Source organism: Nocardia sp. NPDC004722 (assembly GCF_053601505.1).
The window spans coordinates 1-17,688 of record NZ_JBSGBY010000104.1 but is presented as its reverse complement, the minus strand read 5'-3'; the positions used below and the strand labels follow the sequence as shown (position 1 = coordinate 17,688).

At 66.8% G+C, this 17,688-nt stretch carries 18 protein-coding genes; 8 read left to right on the top strand and 10 right to left on the bottom strand.

What is annotated here, in order from left to right:
- Window positions 1-51 precede the first annotated feature (51 nt).
- Window positions 52-1,212: a lipase family protein gene (locus ACWELQ_RS13355; RefSeq protein ID WP_452397299.1), complete on the bottom strand. Its 1,161-nt coding sequence runs from the start codon at window positions 1,210-1,212 to the stop codon at window positions 52-54.
- 164 nt (window positions 1,213-1,376) lie between these two features.
- Between ACWELQ_RS13355 and ACWELQ_RS13350 the strand changes: the two genes are divergently transcribed.
- Window positions 1,377-2,144, top strand: a complete 768-nt coding sequence (locus ACWELQ_RS13350) for an SDR family NAD(P)-dependent oxidoreductase (protein WP_452397298.1) — start codon at window positions 1,377-1,379, stop codon at window positions 2,142-2,144.
- A 3-nt stretch (window positions 2,145-2,147) separates the two neighbouring features.
- On the opposite strand, the gene ACWELQ_RS13345 is transcribed toward ACWELQ_RS13350, so the two are convergent.
- On the bottom strand, window positions 2,148-3,485 hold the full coding sequence (locus tag ACWELQ_RS13345) for a 2OG-Fe(II) oxygenase (protein ID WP_452397297.1): 1,338 nt from the start codon (window positions 3,483-3,485) through the stop codon (window positions 2,148-2,150).
- 385 nt (window positions 3,486-3,870) lie between these two features.
- Between ACWELQ_RS13345 and ACWELQ_RS13340 the strand changes: the two genes are divergently transcribed.
- Entirely contained in the window at window positions 3,871-4,584 is a 714-nt protein-coding gene (locus tag ACWELQ_RS13340) for an endonuclease domain-containing protein (RefSeq protein ID WP_452397300.1), read from the top strand.
- A 25-nt stretch (window positions 4,585-4,609) separates the two neighbouring features.
- Here ACWELQ_RS13340 and ACWELQ_RS13335 read toward each other — a convergent pair whose 3' ends face one another.
- Window positions 4,610-4,834, bottom strand: coding sequence for a hypothetical protein (locus ACWELQ_RS13335; RefSeq protein WP_452397296.1), 225 nt, complete (start codon window positions 4,832-4,834; stop codon window positions 4,610-4,612).
- 533 nt (window positions 4,835-5,367) lie between these two features.
- Between ACWELQ_RS13335 and ACWELQ_RS13330 the strand changes: the two genes are divergently transcribed.
- Both ACWELQ_RS13330 and ACWELQ_RS13325 read left to right on the top strand, forming a co-directional pair.
- Window positions 5,368-6,261 carry a helix-turn-helix domain-containing protein gene (locus ACWELQ_RS13330; RefSeq protein WP_452397295.1) on the top strand — a complete coding sequence of 298 codons (894 nt, stop codon included), beginning with the start codon at window positions 5,368-5,370 and terminating at the stop codon, window positions 6,259-6,261.
- A complete protein-coding gene (locus tag ACWELQ_RS13325; RefSeq protein WP_452397294.1) occupies window positions 6,251-6,433 on the top strand; it encodes a DUF397 domain-containing protein in 183 nt (60 codons plus the stop codon). The genes ACWELQ_RS13330 and ACWELQ_RS13325 overlap by 11 nt, the downstream gene beginning before the upstream one ends.
- A 4-nt stretch (window positions 6,434-6,437) precedes the next feature.
- Here ACWELQ_RS13325 and ACWELQ_RS13320 read toward each other — a convergent pair whose 3' ends face one another.
- From ACWELQ_RS13320 to ACWELQ_RS13300, 5 genes are all read right to left on the bottom strand, one after another.
- Entirely contained in the window at window positions 6,438-6,938 is a 501-nt protein-coding gene (locus ACWELQ_RS13320; protein ID WP_452397293.1) for an LpqN/LpqT family lipoprotein, read from the bottom strand.
- A gap of 81 nt (window positions 6,939-7,019) precedes the next feature.
- The gene (locus ACWELQ_RS13315) at window positions 7,020-7,481 is read right to left on the bottom strand and encodes a phage tail protein (RefSeq protein WP_452397292.1); all 462 of its coding nucleotides are present in this window, start codon (window positions 7,479-7,481) and stop codon (window positions 7,020-7,022) included.
- A gap of 105 nt (window positions 7,482-7,586) precedes the next feature.
- Entirely contained in the window at window positions 7,587-9,827 is a 2,241-nt protein-coding gene (locus ACWELQ_RS13310) for a heavy metal translocating P-type ATPase (protein ID WP_452397291.1), read from the bottom strand.
- A complete protein-coding gene (locus ACWELQ_RS13305) occupies window positions 9,824-10,720 on the bottom strand; it encodes a hypothetical protein (RefSeq protein WP_452397290.1) in 897 nt (298 codons plus the stop codon). The genes ACWELQ_RS13310 and ACWELQ_RS13305 overlap by 4 nt, the downstream gene beginning before the upstream one ends.
- Window positions 10,717-10,923, bottom strand: coding sequence for a heavy-metal-associated domain-containing protein (locus ACWELQ_RS13300; RefSeq protein WP_452397289.1), 207 nt, complete (start codon window positions 10,921-10,923; stop codon window positions 10,717-10,719). The genes ACWELQ_RS13305 and ACWELQ_RS13300 overlap by 4 nt, the downstream gene beginning before the upstream one ends.
- A 122-nt stretch (window positions 10,924-11,045) precedes the next feature.
- Here ACWELQ_RS13300 and ACWELQ_RS13295 point away from each other — a divergent pair, with 122 nt between their 5' ends.
- Window positions 11,046-11,978 carry a 4-(cytidine 5'-diphospho)-2-C-methyl-D-erythritol kinase gene (locus tag ACWELQ_RS13295; RefSeq protein WP_452397288.1) on the top strand — a complete coding sequence of 311 codons (933 nt, stop codon included), beginning with the start codon at window positions 11,046-11,048 and terminating at the stop codon, window positions 11,976-11,978.
- 66 nt (window positions 11,979-12,044) lie between these two features.
- Complete coding sequence (locus ACWELQ_RS13290; protein WP_452397287.1) at window positions 12,045-13,838, top strand: ABC-F family ATP-binding cassette domain-containing protein; 1,794 nt, start codon at window positions 12,045-12,047, stop codon at window positions 13,836-13,838.
- Between the two features lie 32 nt (window positions 13,839-13,870).
- On the opposite strand, the gene ACWELQ_RS13285 is transcribed toward ACWELQ_RS13290, so the two are convergent.
- Both ACWELQ_RS13285 and ACWELQ_RS13280 read right to left on the bottom strand, forming a co-directional pair.
- Window positions 13,871-14,752 (bottom strand): Abi-alpha family protein, encoded by an 882-nt coding sequence (locus tag ACWELQ_RS13285; RefSeq protein WP_452397286.1) that lies wholly within the window; start codon window positions 14,750-14,752, stop codon window positions 13,871-13,873.
- Window positions 14,743-16,065 carry a hypothetical protein gene (locus ACWELQ_RS13280; protein WP_452397285.1) on the bottom strand — a complete coding sequence of 441 codons (1,323 nt, stop codon included), beginning with the start codon at window positions 16,063-16,065 and terminating at the stop codon, window positions 14,743-14,745. The genes ACWELQ_RS13285 and ACWELQ_RS13280 overlap by 10 nt, the downstream gene beginning before the upstream one ends.
- 407 nt (window positions 16,066-16,472) lie before the next feature.
- On the opposite strand from ACWELQ_RS13280, the gene ACWELQ_RS13275 reads away from it, so the two are divergent.
- Window positions 16,473-17,297 (top strand): Abi-alpha family protein, encoded by an 825-nt coding sequence (locus ACWELQ_RS13275; protein ID WP_452397284.1) that lies wholly within the window; start codon window positions 16,473-16,475, stop codon window positions 17,295-17,297.
- Window positions 17,298-17,380: 83 nt separating this feature from the next.
- Window positions 17,381-17,688 (top strand): nuclear transport factor 2 family protein (locus tag ACWELQ_RS13270; protein WP_452397283.1); only part of this gene is annotated, 308 nt, incomplete at its 3' end.

The following is a 17,688-nucleotide window of genomic DNA, read 5'->3' as shown; positions in this document are numbered from 1 at the left end:
GGTCCGGGGGTTTCACCCCCGGACCTCCTCATGACTTCGTGATGGTCATCGTCACGAGTGGGCGGGCGTGGCCAGGATCCGATCGCTGAACGCGCCGATGGCGTCCCACATCTGGGGGTTGAGCTGGGTGTGGGAGCCGGTGCCGACCACGGTCTGGAAATCGACCTGGTTGGCCGCGAACTGGGCGGCCAGCGCGGCGTGCAGCGGCGACGGCACGGTGGTGTCGGTGGCGTTGAGCAGCAACAGGATCGGCGCGTCGTAGCCGTTGACCGGGACCTGCATGTACTGGGTCATGGCGGCCTGGAATTCGGGCGTGTTCAGCGGCCGCGAGAGCATGTCGCCGATGCCCATGCCGTCGACCACCTTCATGATGTCGAGGAAGCACAGGCTCTGTGAGTCGTCCACGACCTGCTTGCCGCGCGGGGTCAGGTAGCTGTCGACGTCGACCTCGGGGTGGGTGGCGCGCAGCCCCGCCAGCATGCTGACCACGAAGCCGTTCACCGCGGTGCCCGCCTGGCCCGGGATCTCCGGCACCCAGGGGCCGACGAAGGGCGTGATCTTCTCCAGATCCGATTCCGGATCGACGGCGATGGTGCCGCGGAAGTCCATGTCCGGCAGCGCGCTGGCCTGCAAGTGCGCGGTGCCCAGGGCCGCCTGGCCGCCCTGCGAGAACCCGGTGACCGCCCAGGTGCGGCCCAGCGCCGGATTCGCGGCGCGCGCCGCCTTCACCAGGTCGACGGTCGATCCGGCCTCGGTGCTGATCTCCAGGTACGGGTGCGGTCCGGTGTCGAAGCGGCCCAGACCCAGGTAGTCGGGGGCGACCACGGCGAAGCCCTTGTTCACGAAGTACTGGATGACCTGGTCTTCCTTGGGGCGGCTCAGCTTCGAGGTGTCGGTCTGCCCGCCGCAGCCCGGTCCCATGCCCGAGGTGCCGTGGTCGTAGGCCATGATCGGCCAGCCGCCCGCGGGGGCGGGGCCGGACGGAACGAACAGCGCGCCGCTGGCTTTCACCGGTTCACCATTGGAGCGCGTGGTCCAGTAGTCGATGATGGTGCCGTTCGACAGGCCGCGGAAGCCGTCGGGCGCGGCGGTGGTGGCGATGATCGCGCCCGCCGGGTCGGCGTGGGCGGGAGCGCCCGGCAGAACCAACAGTGCACCCGCAGACGCTACGGCCGCAGTGAAAATCCGCGTCCGCCCAGCCACCAACCGCATGAATCCTCCATCAGGGTTTCCCGACCCATTCGCCAGTTCTCTTCGGGGCCTGAGTTTATCTATTTGAACAACGGTCCAGTATGAGAACACTCTGGCAATTAGCTACACCAGGTCCGAGGCCGCACCCCATTGACTGGTGTTGAAACTTGTTCTAATTTCTCGCCATGTCGCGCAGATACGAAGGCCGTCGAGTCATTGTCACCGGAGCGGGGTCGGGCATCGGGCAGGGCGTGGCCCTGCGATTGCTCGCGGAAGGCGCGCGACTGGTCGCCGCCGATGTGAATCCGGCCGGTCTGGCCGCCACCGTCGACGCCGTCCCGGCCGACCAGCGTGACAACCTGCGCACCCTGGTGCTCGACATCGCCGATCCGGACGCCGTCCGCACGGTCACCGCCGAGGCCCACGAATTCCTCGGCGGCCTCGACGTTCTCGTGAACGCCGCAGGCATCCTGCGCGCCGCCCACACCCACGACATGCCCCTGGAAGCCTGGAATCAGGTCATCGGCATCAACCTGACCGGCACCTTCCTGATGATCCAGGCCAACCTGCCCGCCCTCATCGAATCCGGCCACGGCGTCATCGTGAACTTCTCCTCCACGGCGGCCTTCGGCTCCAACCCGTACATGGCGGCGTACTCCGCCTCCAAGGCCGGGGTCAACGCGCTCACCCATTCCATCGCCCTCGAATACGTGAAAAAGGGCCTGCGCGCGGTGAACATCGTCCCCGGCGGCATCAGCACCGGCATCACCTCCGGCCTCGCGCTCCCCGCCGACGCCGACTGGTCGCTCATGGCCCGCCTCCCCGGCTGGATCGAAGGCGGCGCACTCGGCAAGCCCGAAGACATCGCAGGCGTGGTCGCCATGGCCGCCTCCGACGACGGCCGCTACATGACCGGCACCGAACTCCGCGTCGACGGTGGCGCCCTGATGTAACGCTCAGTTCCCCTTGGGTAGCACCACGATTGCCGCCCGTCGATACCAGCGGTCGACGGTGCAGCCGTCATTGCCCATGTAACCCTCGGTCTCCACGGCGAACGGCGGTACCGGCGATCGGGTTGCGTCGGTGCACAACTCGTCGTCGTGGACCATCGAATCGATCGCCCCGCCGGTGCCACCCTGACCGTCGAACCACCAGGTCAGGGTGACGCGTGAGGTGTACTGCTCGCCGAAGGCGTCCGGGTCGATCACCTCGGGATGGTCGGCGGGCAGCGCATCCCCGGACTCGTCTTCGATGGGCTCTTCCTCATCCTCGATCGGCGCGAAGTCCTCGTGCACGAGTTTCCATGCGCCGTCGATGAATTCCCACTTCCGGCTGCGGCCGCACATCCATTCTTCGTCATCGAACGGCTCGTAGGAGTACGCCTCGCGCACCTCGGCCAGAGCCAGCGCCGTCGTGCAGCCCGCAAGCTCCGCCGCCGTGACGAGCGTGCCCGCCCGGGCCGCGTCACTGCCCTTCAACAGGGCCTGGCCCAGCCCGCGCTGCGAGTACTGGTGGTCCAGCAGATAGATGAGGCGCTGTGGCGCACGGCTTTCCGGACCGCCCTCGCGTCGCCACGACGGCACCGGCACCGGCGTCGCGAAGTGCTCCCGTAGCTGCTCGGCCAGCTCCGCGACCGGTCCGGCCGCCCCCGCGCCGGTGCCGTTCTTCGCGATCAAGTTGTAGGTCAACGAGATTCGATAACCCTCGGTGACCGGCAGCACCTCGTGCTCGCAGTCTGCGTAGAACGCCACGAACCCGAGCTCATCGACCGCCCCCGTATCGGTGACCGACTCCCCGTCGTGCGTGACCACCAGCCCACCACCGCTGAACTCCGACGGCAAGGTCACCACCAGCGTGCCGATCATCCCATCGGCCTTCTCTGAATCCCGATGCGGCAGAAAGAATTGCCCGGCCTCGTACACCAGCATCGAATGCAATTCCGCCGACAACTCACACGTCGTCGGCAACCTGAGATCCTCCCGCACCGCCTCGAGCATCGGCCCCAACGTCCGACCCCACCGCTCGCGATCGATGTCCACCCGATCGCGCGGCACCTCCCACGTATCCCGCACATTCGGATCCAGCAACGTCTGCTCCCGCAACCCGTACCGAGCGGGATCCGCGACAGCACAAAGTGCCCGCGCCTGCTCACCCGACACCGGCCAACTCAGCACCCCCACGCCGTCGACTTCGATCACGAGATCATCCGCCGAAGCACTCCGCCGAGTGGCGAACCCGCCGCTCCCCACCCCCGCCAGCAACTCCCCAATCGCCCGCAAACTTTGCTCACTCATCGAGTTCTCCCCAGTCCAGCCATTCCTTCGCCGCGCAACCTACCAACCCTCACCGACACCCGCTAATCAAGATCAAGGTGTACTCAGCGCGGTAATCCGGACAAATTTCCGCAGTGAGTACACCTTGATCTTGATGGGGGCGGGAGTGTCGGTGGGGTGGGGGAGGATTGCGGGTATGGGGGAAATTGAGGGCCCCTTTGTGGGGTCGTGGGCGGTGGCGGCGGGGCTGGTGACTACGTGGGGGTTGAGGGGTGGTGGGTTTATAAGGGTGTTGCCGGATGTGTATGTGCCTCGGGGGTATCGGGGTGGGGCGCGGGGGAAGGCGCTGGCGGTGGGGTGCTGGGCCAAGATGCGTGGGGTGTTGGTTGGGGTATCCGCGGTGGCGATGTTCGGGAGTCCTTATGTGGATGAAGGGTTTCCGGCTGAGATTGCGTTGGAGAGCGCTCGGTATGCGCCGCGTGGAGTACGGGTGGTGCGGTATCGGATTGCCGAGGGTGAATGGTGTGAGGTCGATGGGTTTCGGGTGACTACGCCGATCCGGACCGCGTATGACATCGCGCTCCGATACGAGCGGGATGTGGCTGTGCCACTGCTGGATTCGCATTGCGCTACCACTGGGATCCGACCTGAACAGGTCATCGATTTCGTGGCCGGTCTTGAACGAGGCCGGGGCGTGGCGCGGGTACGCGCAATTCTCGCGCTTGTGGACCCGGGTGCGGAGTCTCCCCAGGAGTCGAGAACTCGACTGTTCCTGATCGACAACGGATTCCCGACGCCGCAAACCCAGATCAATGTGTATGACGAGCGGGGGAAGTTCGTTGCCCGGGTCGATATGGGGTGGGGTGATTGGCTTATCGGCATCGAATACGACGGTGCGCAGCATTGGACCGATCCGCGACAGCGTGCGCGGGATATCGATCGGCTTGCCGCGTTGGAAGCCGTTGGGTGGCTGATTATTCGCGTCACTGCGGGGCATCTTCGCAGTCAGCCCGGGCGCATCCTCGCTCGCCTTCGGGAAGCCCTCGCCACTCGTGGTATTTCGGTTCCCGGAGGAGATGTGTGTACTCAGCGCGGCGATACAGACAAATTCCCGCACTGAGTACACCTTGATCTTGAACGGGAAGTCAGCGAAAGCGGGACGCCTTGACCGCCAGTGCGAGGCGGCCGCGATGGGTGATTCGCCAGCGTCCGGGGAGGTGACTCGGGGTGACCAGCCCGCGAGATCGCAGGTGGACCAGCGCATTCCGGGTGCGCCAGCCGGTCAGCGCCGAGACCTGCTGGATTTGGGTAGGCGTGAGGACGCGGTCGGGTGTGAGCGCATCCAGTACCGCCACTTCGGCGGGGATCATGCTCGGTGCTCCTTACATATTGGATGCGTTCAGATGCGCCGGCTCGGCGGTGGCCGGACACCCGACACTCGTGCGCTCCGGCGCGGATTGCTTGTGTGCGTGTGTGATTGGTGACTCCGGCGGTGCCGCCCGGGAGGGAATCCACCCTGACGGGGGACCTCGAGGTATCCACCGCCGATGACGGACAGCCGTAGGTAGTTGGGGTTGGTCGGCCTCGACTCGCTGTGGAATCCCCACCAGGACCAGAGGATCACGCCAACACAGAGGAAAGTGATCAACAGCAGCGCACAGGTATCCCAAGGCATTACGACCACCTCGGCTGCGGCCTGTGCGCTGTTCGGGGACTGAATCTCATGGCGTCGCCTCCTGATCGGTGATGACGCCAGGGTTGCGGTGACGGCGGTTCGTCGTGGCGTGTCGGGTGGAACCCGGAAAATCCCTGCGAATCCCCAGCTCCCGTCCCGCTCCGGACCTAACGTATTTCCCAGGATGGGAAAAACTCGGGGCCGTGGCGGACCAAGGGAGGGTAGGCCGTGCCCGACGACAACGGTGTTGGATCGACATTGCCGAGGCGGCAGCTCGGCCGCGCGCTTCGGGAAGCACGTGAAGGTCTGGGACTCACGCTCGAGCAGGCTGCGAAGCACATGGAGTGGGGAAAATCGACACTCGGGCGGATGGAGAAGGGGCAAGCCGAGCGGGTTCGTAGCCGTGAGGTGCTTGACCTCTGCCGTCTCTACGGGCTCTCCGATGAGCAGACCGGGGCGTTGAAAGCGCTTGCCGCCCAGGCCAGCACACGATCGTGGTGGTATCCGTTCGCGGATTTGATCGCGGCCGGTTTCAACGTCTATCTCGGGTTGGAGGCCGGGGCTGCGCGTCTGTTCTTCTACCAGCCTCTGGTGGTGCCGGGACTACTCCAAACCGCCGCGTACGCACGGGCTTTGGACACCGCGTACTTCCCGGACGACAGCCCGGCGGAGAGCGATCGCCGCATCGAACTGCGGACCCGTCGGCAGGCGATTCTGCAACGCACGCGCAACCCCGCTCGTGCCGACGTCGTACTGCACGAGTCCGTGATTCGCACGGTCGTCGGTTCGCCGAAGATCATGACGGCTCAGTTGCGGCGGCTGGCCGACCTGGGCAACGCCGACAATATCGCCATTCGTGTGTTGCCTTTCCGCTCCGGGCTCCCGCTCGGTGTCGGCATGTCCCCATTCGTCATCCTCGATTTCGCGCCCGACGCGAGGGGAACCGCCGAGCCGACGATCGTATTCGCCGAGAACTACACCGGCGGGATGTATTTCGAGGAGCAGGGCGATGTCGATAGGTACCGTGGGGCGCATCAGGCCCTCACGAGCGCCGCGCTCGATCCGGAGACCAGCCGGACGTTGCTGCGAGAAACCGCAAGGAGATTCGACAGTGAACAATGAACTGACTGTGGCGAATTGGTTCAAGTCCAGCTACTCCGGCGGGGGCCAAGAGTGTGTCGAAGTCGCGTTCCTACCCGGCGGGGTCGGCGTGCGGGATTCGAAGGATCCCGGCGGTCCCGCGCTCGTGTTTTCCGGTGAGCAGTGGGACCGCTTCGTGGGTTGGGTGCGGTAGCGCGTCAGGCGGAGATGGAGAGGCCCTCGAGGATGGTGGTGGGGGCGGTGCCGTCGGCGTCGGTGCGGGTGGTGATGGTGAGCTGGACCAGGTACTGGGCGGCTTCGGTGTTGACGATGATGTAGCGGTTGTACGCCCAGAGGGTGAGGTGTTCGACGGTGTAGGTGCCGGTGATGCCGGCCGACGGGTAGCCGTCGAAGTCCTCGGTGTCGTTGTCGAGGTCTTGCCAGCCGGGGAGTTGGCGGGCGTCGGTGAAGGCGTGGGTGAGGAGTTCGCGGGGGTCGACGGCGGGGGTGAAGGTGGCGACCAGGAGGACCGCGTTGTCGGCCCAGCCGTCGACGGGAGGCTGGGTCCAGACACCGTAGGAGCCGGGGAACATGCCCGCGGGGACCTGCTGCCAGCCTTCGGGGACGCCGACGGTGACCTTCGGCGCGCCGGGTGCCTCGGGATCGACCGGGGCGGCTTGGACTCCGGCGGCGGCCAGGTATTCGGCGATGGTGGTCAACGGGACTCCTCGCGGGGGACGGCGGTTGTCACCCGACATTCAACACGATGCGGCGATAGCGCAGTACCCGCCCGTCACGACTCAGTACTCGCCCTTGATGACGAAGTAGGAACCGCGAATCGTTCCGGCCAGCTTCGACTTCTGGCGCGCGAACTTGAAATTCGACAGCTCCTCGGGCACTTCCATGCCGTCGGAGAGCTTGAAGCCGACCGCTCGTTTTCCGGCGTCCGCGAGGGTGTACATCACGTTGATCGACAGGCCGCTCCGGTAGAAGACGTACGCCATCCGAATGCCCTCGACCTCGAATTCCGTCGCCTCGAGCGCCGGGGACGCGATCACGATGGACCGCTCGTCCGCGAGGATCTTCGTCACCCAGTCAACGGCGGCCTTGGCCTTGCTCGCGGGCTCCACCGTGAAGGTGTGGTCGTACTTGTTCTTGAAGTACCTGGCCTCGTTGGCCCGCAATCCGGCGAGCGCGTCCGCGACCGGCGACGATTCCAGCCCGACCGTCGAGACATCCTTGAAGTCGACGACATAACCCATGGCGAACTCCTGACCGTCTCTAGTTGTGATCTACGAGCGTTCCTGAATCCGAACGCCATCGTAGCCCGATCCGATAATCGGATCGGGCTACGACATCGGGTCCGCTCACCCCTGGAAGCGGCGCAGCCGCAAGCTGTTGCTGACCACGAACACACTCGACAACGCCATGGCGGCGCCCGCCAGCATGGGATTCAACAGCCCCGCGGCGGCCAGCGGAATCGCAGCCACGTTGTACCCGAAGGCCCAGAACAGATTTCCCTTGATGGTCCGCAGCGTGGCCCGCGACAGCTTGATCGAGGTCGGCACCGCGCGCAGATCGTCACGCACCAGGGTCAGATCGGCGGCCTGGATGGCCACGTCGGTCCCGGTGCCCATGGCGAGCCCGAGATCGGCCTGGGCCAGCGCCGCCGCGTCGTTGACGCCGTCGCCGACCATGGCGACCACCTTGCCCTCGCCCTGCAACCGCTTGACCACGTCGAGCTTGTCGCTGGGCAGCACCTCGGCGATCACCTCGGTGATCCCGACCTGATCCGCGACGGTACGGGCGGTCGCCGCATTGTCGCCGGTCAGCAGCACCGGGGTGAGCCCCAGCGCCTTCATCTCCGAGATCGCCTGGGCGCTGGTGGGTTTGACGGCGTCGGCGATGACCAGCACGCCGCGCGCCTTACCGTCCCACGCCACCACGACGGCCGTATTGCCCGCCTTCTCTGCCCGAGTCTTGGCGTCCGCCAAGGCTTCCGGCAGCGCGATGGACCAATCCTGCAGCAGCTCGGTGCGCCCGATGACCACGGCGCGCTCGCCGACCAGACCCTGCACGCCCTTGCCGCCGTGGCTGACGAACTGCTCCACCTTCTCGGTGTCGAGTCCGCGCTCGGCCACCCCTGCCACCACGGCCTTGGCGACCGGATGCTCGGAGCCGTGCTCGACGGCGGCGGCGACCGACAGCAACTCGTCGACCTCCACGCCGCTCTCCGGAATCGCTTCCGCCAGTGTCATTCTGCCGGTGGTGACGGTGCCGGTCTTGTCCAGCACGACCGTGTCGATGCGGCGGGTCGACTCCAGCACCTGCGGGCCCTTGATCAGAATGCCCAGCTGCGCACCGCGACCGGTGCCCACCAAGAGCGCGGTGGGAGTGGCCAATCCGAGCGCGCACGGGCAGGCGATGATCAGCACCGCCACCGCCGCACCGAACGCGGTCGAGACGGCCGCGCCGGTACCGAGCCAGAAGCCCAGCGCCGCCACCGCGATCGCGATGACGATCGGCACGAACACGCCCGCCACCCGGTCGGCCAGCCGCTGCACGGGGGCCTTGCCGTTCTGCGCGTCCTCCACCAGCGCGGCCATCTGGGCCAGCTGGGTGTCCGCGCCGACCCGGGTGGCGCGCACGGTCAGCAGGCCGCCCGCGTTCACGGTCGCGCCCACCACCTGGTCGCCGGGTCCCGCCTCGACCGGCACCGATTCACCGGTCAGCATGCTCATGTCGAGCGCCGAATTACCGTGCACCACAACACCGTCGGTGGCGACCTTCTCGCCGGGCCGGACCAGGAATTCCTCGCCGACCCGCAATTCGCCGATGGGGATGCGGGTCTCGACGCCGTCGCGCAGCACCGCCACATCCTTGGCGCCGAGTTCCAGCAGGGCCCGCAGCGCGGATCCCGCCTTCTCCTTGGACCGCACCTCGAAGTAGCGGCCCGCCAGAATCGCCGTGACCAGGGTGGCCGCGACCTCGAAGTACAGCGCCGAGGACGAATCACCCCGCTCGATGGCCAGGCTGAACGGGTGCTTCATGCCGGGCATCCCGGCACTACCCCAGAACAGCGCGTACACCGACCAGCCGAAGGCGGCCAGCGTGCCCAGCGAGATCAACGTATCCATCGTCGCCGCACCGTGTTTGGCGTTCACCCACGCCGCGCGGTGGAACTGCGAGCCGCTCCAGAACACGATGGGCGCGGTCAAGGTCAGCGACAGCCACTGCCAGTTGGTGAACTGCAAGGCCGGAGCCATGCCCATGGCGACCACGGGCACGGCCAGCGCGAGCGTCACCAAGAGCTTGTGGCGCAACCGATCCGCGGCCGAGGGGCCCGAATCGGTCTCGGCGGCCTCGGTTTTCACCGGTTCGGTGTGATGCACGCTGGCGCTGTAGCCGGTGTCGACCACCTTGGCGATCAGATCGTCGGTGGTCACGGATTCGGGAAAGCTGACCTTCGCCTTCTCGGTGGCGTAGTTGACCGAGGCGCTCACACCGTCCATCCGGTTGAGCTTCTTCTCGATACGGGAAGCGCACGAAGCGCAGGTCATCCCACCGATATCGAGTTCGATCGAACGCTCGGGAGCCGGGGCGCTCATTGATGACCTCCTTCGTGGTGGGCGGGCGCGTCCGAATCCGTCGCGCCGGTGGCTGCTCGGCTGGTGAACTCCGCGGTGTGCACGGCGCCGCCGTGCTCGAAGTCCAGATATAGGCGGTAGTTGCCGTCGCTCGGCGCTTGCGCGTGGAAGACGACGTCGGGGCCGGGTGCGGTTTTGCCGACCTCGCCCTCGGGGTGGACGTGCAGGTAGGCCAGATCGGTCGCCCGCAGTGCCACCAGGTGAGCGTACGCGCCCAGGTAGGGCTGCAGATCGGTCACCGGTTTGCCGTCGCGGGTGACGGTGAAGGTGAGTTCGCTGCCCGCGGTGGTCAGGTCGCCGGTGAGGGTGACGCGGTAACCGTCGACCTCGGCGGTCCGCGAGACCGGTGGCAGTGGTGTGGGATTCACATTCCCCGCGACCGCGATGGTGCGGCTGAGCACGATCTCGCCCGGGCCGTCGGTGGGAGAGAAGTCGGCGAACACCCGATAGCTGCCGGGCGCGGCCCACTTCCAGTCGATGGACCAGGTGCCGTCGGCGGCCCGCGTCGGGTGCACGTGCCGGAACTGGCTCGCATCGGTGCGGACCACGATCAGGTGCAGGTCCTGCTCGTGCAGATCGTTGTACTTCGTCACGGCGCCCTGCGGTCCGGTGATCCGGAATTGCAGTGCGCCTTGCTGATTCGGAGTGGCCGGGGCCGTGATGTCGCTGAGCGTGTAGCCGTCGCGGTCGGCCCGCAGGCCGGTGGCCTCGGCGGCTTGATGGGCACTGTGGTCGTCCTTCCCGGCCGGGGCCGCGCCGGATCGGTCCCCGACCAGGGCACCGATACCGAGCGCGGCTCCGAACAAGACGACCAGTCCGCCACCGAAGGCGGCGAACCTCAGTCGATCGTTCACACCGCCACCTCGTAACCCGCTTCGTCGACGGCGGCCTTCACGTCGGCGTCGGCCAGCGGCGCGGCGGATTCGACCTTGACCAGGCCGCTGGCGAGATCCACGTCCACGCTGGTGACACCGTCGATCTTGCCGATCTCCTTCTGCACCGAACCGACGCAGTGGCCGCAGGTCATGCCGGTGACGGTGTAGGTGCTGGTGGCCATGGTGGTCTCCTTCGCTCGTAAATCCATACGGTGTGGGGGTATCCCCGACATCCAGAAACATACCCCCCATGGGTACCTTGCGCAAGTACTCGAACGGGAAATCTGTGCACTAGGCTGTGCCGGTGCTCTCAGTTGTGCCCAGCCCCGTTGTCGTGCGCGCGCCCGCGAAGGTGAACCTGCACCTCGGAGTCGGCGACCTGCGCGAGGACGGCTACCACGACCTCACCACCGTGTTCCAGGCGTTGTCGCTGTGCGACGACGTCAAGATCGCGCCGTCCGGGGCGCTACGCGTGAAGGTTGTCGGTGAGGGCGCCGACGAAGTTCCCACCGATCGCGGAAATCTGGTGTGGCAGGCCGCCGTGAAGCTGGCCGACCTGGGCGGACGCGCGCCACTGGTGGAATTCGCCATCACCAAGGGCATCCCGGTGGCGGGCGGCATGGCCGGCGGCAGCGCGGACGCCGCGGCGGCCCTGATCGGCCTCAACGACCTGTGGGAACTCGGCCTCGGCCGGACTGAATTGTCCGATATTGCGGCCGAACTCGGCAGTGACGTCCCCTTCTCCCTGCACGGCGGCACCGCGCTCGGCCGCGGTCGCGGCGAGGAACTGCTTCCGGTGTTGTCCCGCAACACCTTTCACTGGGTGCTGGCGCTGGCCAAGGACGGGCTCTCCACCCCGGCCGTCTTCCGGGAACTCGACCGGCTGCGCGAGGCCGGCGACCCGCCCCGGCTCGGCAACCCGGAGGAACTGTTGCAGGCGCTGGCATCGGGCGACGCCAAACAGCTCGCCCCGCTGCTGGGCAACGACCTGCAGGCCGCCGCGCTGTCGCTGAAACCCGAACTGCGCCGCACCCTGCGCGGGGGCGTCACCGCCGGAGCCCTCGCGGGCATCGTCTCCGGGTCCGGCCCGACCTGTGCCTTCCTGTGCGAGAACGAGGAGGCCGCCGTCGCCGTGGCCGCCGAACTCGCGGGCGCGGGGGTATGCCGCAGCGTGCGCACCGCCTACGGCCCGGTCCCGGGCGCGCGGCGCATCACCGAACAGGATGCCAAGCGCTGATATGAGGGCGTTCCTCGCTGCTCGGTAGGCTTGCCCGGGGCAAGTATCGACGACATTGAGGATCCCGTGGCCAACCTGATCAACCTCGAATCGGTCTCCAAGAGCTTCGGCATCGCGCCGTTGCTCGACAATGTGTCCCTCGGGGTGCAGGAGGGCGAGCGGATCGGTGTCGTCGGTCTGAACGGTGGCGGTAAGACGACGCTGCTGGAAGTGCTGACCGGGCTGGAGGAACCCGACTCGGGTCGCGTGAGCCGGCGCGGTGATCTGCGCATCGCCGTCGTCACCCAGCGCGGCGTGCTGCCGGAAGGGTCGACCGTCGGCGAGGTCGTGCTCGCGGGGCTGGCCGAGGATCAGCGCACCGACGGTGTGGCCGAACACGAATGGGCCTCCAACCCGCGCATCCGGACCGTCGTCGAGGGCATCGGCATCGCCGACCTCGGCATGGACGCCCCCGTCGCCAACCTCTCCGGCGGTGAGCGCCGCCGCACCGCGCTGGCCGCCGCCCTGGTCCGCGACCTGGACCTGCTCGTGCTCGACGAGCCCACCAACCACCTCGATGTCGAGGGCGTGCAGTGGCTGGCCGAGCATCTGGTGAACCGGCGCAGCGCGCTGGTGGTCGTCACCCACGACCGCTGGTTCCTCGACACCATCGCCACCCGCACCTGGGAGGTGCAGGGCGGCAAGGTGGAAAGCTACGAGGGCGGCTACAACGACTGGATCTTCGCCCGCGCCGAGCGCTCCCGGCAGGCCGACGCCATGGAAGCCCGCCGCCAGAACCTCGCCCGCAAGGAACTGGCCTGGCTGCGACGCGGCGCGCCCGCGCGCACCTCGAAGCCGAAGTACCGCATCGAGGCGGCCGAGGCGCTGATCGCCAATGTGCCCGCCCCGCGCGACACCGTCGAGTTGGCCTCCTTCGCGCGAAAGCGGCTGGGGCGCGTCGTGATCGAACTCGAGAACGCCACCCTCGCCACCCCGGACGGCCGGGAACTGGTGAGCGATCTGACCTGGCGGCTCGCGCCGGGTGAGCGCGTCGGCCTGGTCGGCGTGAACGGCTCCGGCAAGACCACGTTGCTGCGCGCCCTCGCCGGTGACGCGGAACTGAAGTCCGGCAAGCGGATCCAGGGCCAGACCGTCAAGATCGGCTGGCTGCGCCAGGAACTCGACGACCTGCCGCTGAACATGCGCGTACTGGAAGCGGTCCAGGACGTAGCCCAGCGAATGATGCTCGGCGACAAGGAGATCTCCGCCGGTCAGCTCGCCGAACGCCTCGGCTTCACCCCCGCCAAGCAGCGCACCCCCGTCGGCGACCTCTCCGGCGGCGAGCGCCGCCGCCTGCAACTGACCCGAATCCTCATGTCCGAGCCCAACGTCCTGCTCCTCGACGAGCCCACCAACGACCTCGACATCGACACCCTGCAGGGCCTCGAGGACATGCTCGACGGCTGGGCAGGCACCATGGTCGTCATCTCCCACGACCGCTATTTGATCGAGCGCATCTGCGACACCACCTGGGCACTGTTCGGCGACCGCAAACTCACCAACCTCCCCGGCGGCATCGAGGAGTACCTGCGCAAACGCGCCGCTCTGGTCGCACCCCCTGCGAAGGCCACCCCCACCACCGCGAATTCCACTGCCCCCGCCACGGATTCGGCCGCCTACCGCGCCGCCCGCAAGGAACTCGCGAAGCTGGAACGCGCCCTGGAGAAGCTCACCGACCGCGAAGCCAAACTCCACACGGCCCTCGCCGAAGCCGCAACCAACCCCGACAAGCTCGTCTCCCTGGGCACAGAACTCAAGCAAGTCCAAGCCGAAAAGGAAGCCACAGAAGAGCGCTGGCTCGAACTGGCCGACGGCGCCTAACCGCGCATCTTGATGTCGACAGGCGGGAGGGGCTACCCGTGCTGGGCTTGGGCGTCCAGGGAGGGGACGGGGAGGCAGGTGCGGACGAATCCCGCACCGAAGGAGCTCAGTTCGATGGTGCGGTAGAGGACCTTGGTGCCGAAGCTGGCTCGCTTGAGGAGGCGGCGAACTTCGGGGAGCGCTTCCAGCAACTGGTAGCGGTTGGGGTTGCCGAGGGCCTCTCGCGTGACGTGAATGAGGCCCAGCCGGTCGAGGTTCGTGAGGTACTCGTCGATGCGGTTCGGGTACCGCAGGGCGGCGTCCTCGCCGAGCATGTTGAAAGTGGCTCGGTACGACGTTCTTCCGGTGCGGACCTCGACGGCGGGCTGCGGTCCGTCCAGGTAGAGGTGGCGCACGATGCGGGCCTCGTCGGGGGCGAGTTCGCCCAGGATGCGGGCGTAGGCGGTGTGGTGGTGGTTGTCGTCCTCGGTGTGGAAATCCGCGGAGCGGCGTAGCAATTCGGCCCCGCGGGCGCGTAATACGCTGGTGGCGCTGAGCTCCGGGGCGGCCTCCGCGCTCTCGGGCGTGCTCACGCCCAGCGCCTGGCGCACCGAATGCCGTACCTGCGCACCGGCTTCGGAGAGGATCGCGCGCGGCGGCTGCCCGGCCATGCTGCCGCGCACCACCACCGAGGTCACGCCGAGCGCCGTGTGCAGACTCCAGAAGCTGGCCTCGACCGCGGCGGACACCGCCACCGCGACCACGCCCGCGGTGGCGCGCACCGGACCGGCCGACGCCTGTTTCTCGTTGGGGGACACCGGTACCGGCAGTGACACTTGCTCGCGAACAGCGATGGACGCCTGCTCGCGAACAGCGATTTCCGTGCCGACCTCGTCGAGATCGTCATCGCCGCCGCCGGATTCGGTTATAGCCATGTGCTCGCCACTCCTGTTCCGAAGATCAGGAGGTGAGCGTAACCGGCGAAGAGCCCCAGCGCGCCGCCATGGACGAACAAAAGCCATTCGTCTTGTTTGATGGCCGATCGCAACATGTCCACGAACTCCGGCGGGGACAGCGCCGACATTTGTTTGGCGATGTACTCCTGCACCTGCCGCCCCTGCTGCACGTTGAACGCCGGGTCGGCGAAGGCGATGGGCGCGATGGTCATCGCCTCGGAGGTGAACGAGTCCTGCAGCGAGTCGTACTCGCGGCTGCCGAGCGCGAACTTGACCACCGACTTGGCCGGACCCAGCGCGCGATCCGCCGCGGGCTTGAGGGTGTCCTGCAGCATCTGCATGGTGCGGTCGGCGCGCGGCCCGTTGAGCAGCTCGTCGCCGATATTGGCCACCGTCATGATCTCGCTGGCCACCAGCGCCGCATACCCCTCGGTGATCTCGTCCTGGCGCTTGATCAGCAGGCCCTGCCGCCACGGGCACCACCACTTCGGGTACGCCGGTTCGAAGATCAGATTGATGCCGATCCAGTTGACCACCCAGCCGATGATCACCCCGCCGACCGGCAGCACCACCAGCGACGACCAGCCGGTGAAATGCAGGATGGCTACCAGTACCAGACCCATGGGCGCACCGAAGTAGAAGCCGAAGTTCTGCATGAACCGCAGTTCCTTGGCGCCCAGCACCTGGAACACCGAGTTCAGCATCTGCGGACGGGCCTGGAAGTACCGGATGGTCATCGACTTCACGTCGAGAAGTTGATCGATGTTCTTGCCGAGTTCAGCGGTGAGTTCGCGCAGAATATCGGGCAGTTGTTCCTTCACCCGGTTGTGGATCATCTCCCGGACCCCCGTCGGGAGGTTGTACCAGAGCTGCGGATGCTCGCGTTTGAGGATGTCCTCGACTATGTCGCGAATCTGGAGATCCGCAATTTCAACAAAATGTTCGGCCAGCTTGTCGGGCTCGAGTTCCCGATAGAAATCCGCGACGCTGCCGAGTTTCGCCAACCCCTTGTCCACCGCGATGCTGGCCATCTTGTCCGCGCGTGACGGCACGATCCCCTGCCAGCCGATACGCCCGTCGTACTGCAGCAGCGGCAGCACCTGAATCCGCTTGGGCAGGAACGGAAAAACCGCCGCCAGACCGGGCAGCCGGAAGCCGTGGAACCGGATCGGTTTGAACAGCATGAGCACGCCGGTCCAGTTGGTGATGTAGCCGATCACGCCCGTGAACAACGGGATGGTGATCAATTCCATGAGGATGGTCGGATGTACCCCAAAGACACTCTCTAGCACGACACCCTCCTGCCGACCCGCAACGCACCGCCGTCGGCGTTGACTACCCCATCGGCGATTCGGACCTTACTGGCTATTAAGGAAGCGAGTCCAGCGGCGGAGTGTCTGAGTCGGAGATCTGCATCACAGTGTCCGGGCAGGATGTTCCTTCCTCTCGATGGGACCACGAGAATGGCGGGGGCCACATCCATATCGTGCCTTGTGCTTGGGGTGTTGGGGGTCATGCGCGTCGTTATGGCGAGCGTGAACTGGGGTAGCCTTCGACTGGCTGTCGGGTTCGACGTGCCCGAAGGTCCGTCGGGGGCAATAATCTGTGGACGATTGTGTTCACCTGGCGATATTCGGAGATGGACGTGGCGGAAGACAGGATCCCGGGGCAGGACGTGGCCCGTCCGGGACCTCGTGCCGTGGAACGCAGTTCGGACGTGGAGCAGCGGCAGATCAGCAATGAGGCGCGGCTGATCCGGGGCGCGTTCCGGGCCGCCGGGCTGGCGGTCGGCACCGCGGTGCGCGGCACCGAGTGGGCGGTCGGCACCAGCTTCGAGATCACCAAGCAGTTGACCCAGGCCGCCCTGGACGGCGAATCCTCGGCCGATATCGCGGAGCGCACGGGGGCCGCGCTGCGCTCGATCGCCCGTAGCGCGCTCGGCGTCACCGAGGGTTCGGTGCGCGAGATCGTCAGCTACGTACCGACTCCCATGGGCGCGGCGCAGCAGGCCATCACCAATGGCGCGCTGATGCGCTCGGCCACCACCGACGAACTGCGCCGCCGCGGCGACGCGCTGCTGGCCCGCTCGGCCGACGTCTACTTCACCGAGGACGTGCATCCGGCCTACGACCGCATCCTCGATCAGCTCGCTCCCGACGAGGCCCGCATCCTGCGCTTCATGGCGTTGCAGGGCCCGCAGCCCGCGGTCGACGTGCGCACCAACCGGCCGCTGGGCATCGGCTCCGAACTGGTTGCGGGCGATCTGACCTCGGTGCCCGAGCAGTCCGGCGTCCGCTACCCGGATCGCGCCCGGCACTACCTGATCAACCTCAACCGCCTGGGTCTCACCATGACGTCCGAGGATCCGGTGGTGCTGTCGCGCTACATGGTGCTCGAGGTGCAGCCGGTGGTCGAGCAGGCGCTCAAAAAGGCCGGTCGAGTGCCCAAAATCGTGCGAAAGAGCCTGCGCCTGACAGAGTTCGGCGAGGACTTCTGCACCACCTGCTTCAGCATCAACGGCTGACTCGGTATCCGGCTGATAGCGATCCGGTACAAATCCGTGCCGATCCCTGAAGGTTTCCTACACCTGATGGGATTGTGGACGGTATGGATCCCGATGCGGTCGCGGCGATCAGCCGGCTGAAGTTCCGCTACCTGCGTGCGCTGGACACGAAGACGTGGGACGAGTTCGCCGACACCATGATTCCGGAGGCCACCGCCACCTACAGCGAGTACCTCCAGTTCGAATCGCGCGACGCCTTCCTGGCCTTCATGCGCAATACGCTGGGACCGCATGTCATCACCGAACACCGTTGCGACCATCCGGAAATCGACGTGGACGGCGACGAGGCGACCGGTACCTGGTACCTCGCCGATACCGTGCTGATCCCCGGCCACAACATGCTGCTGCGGGG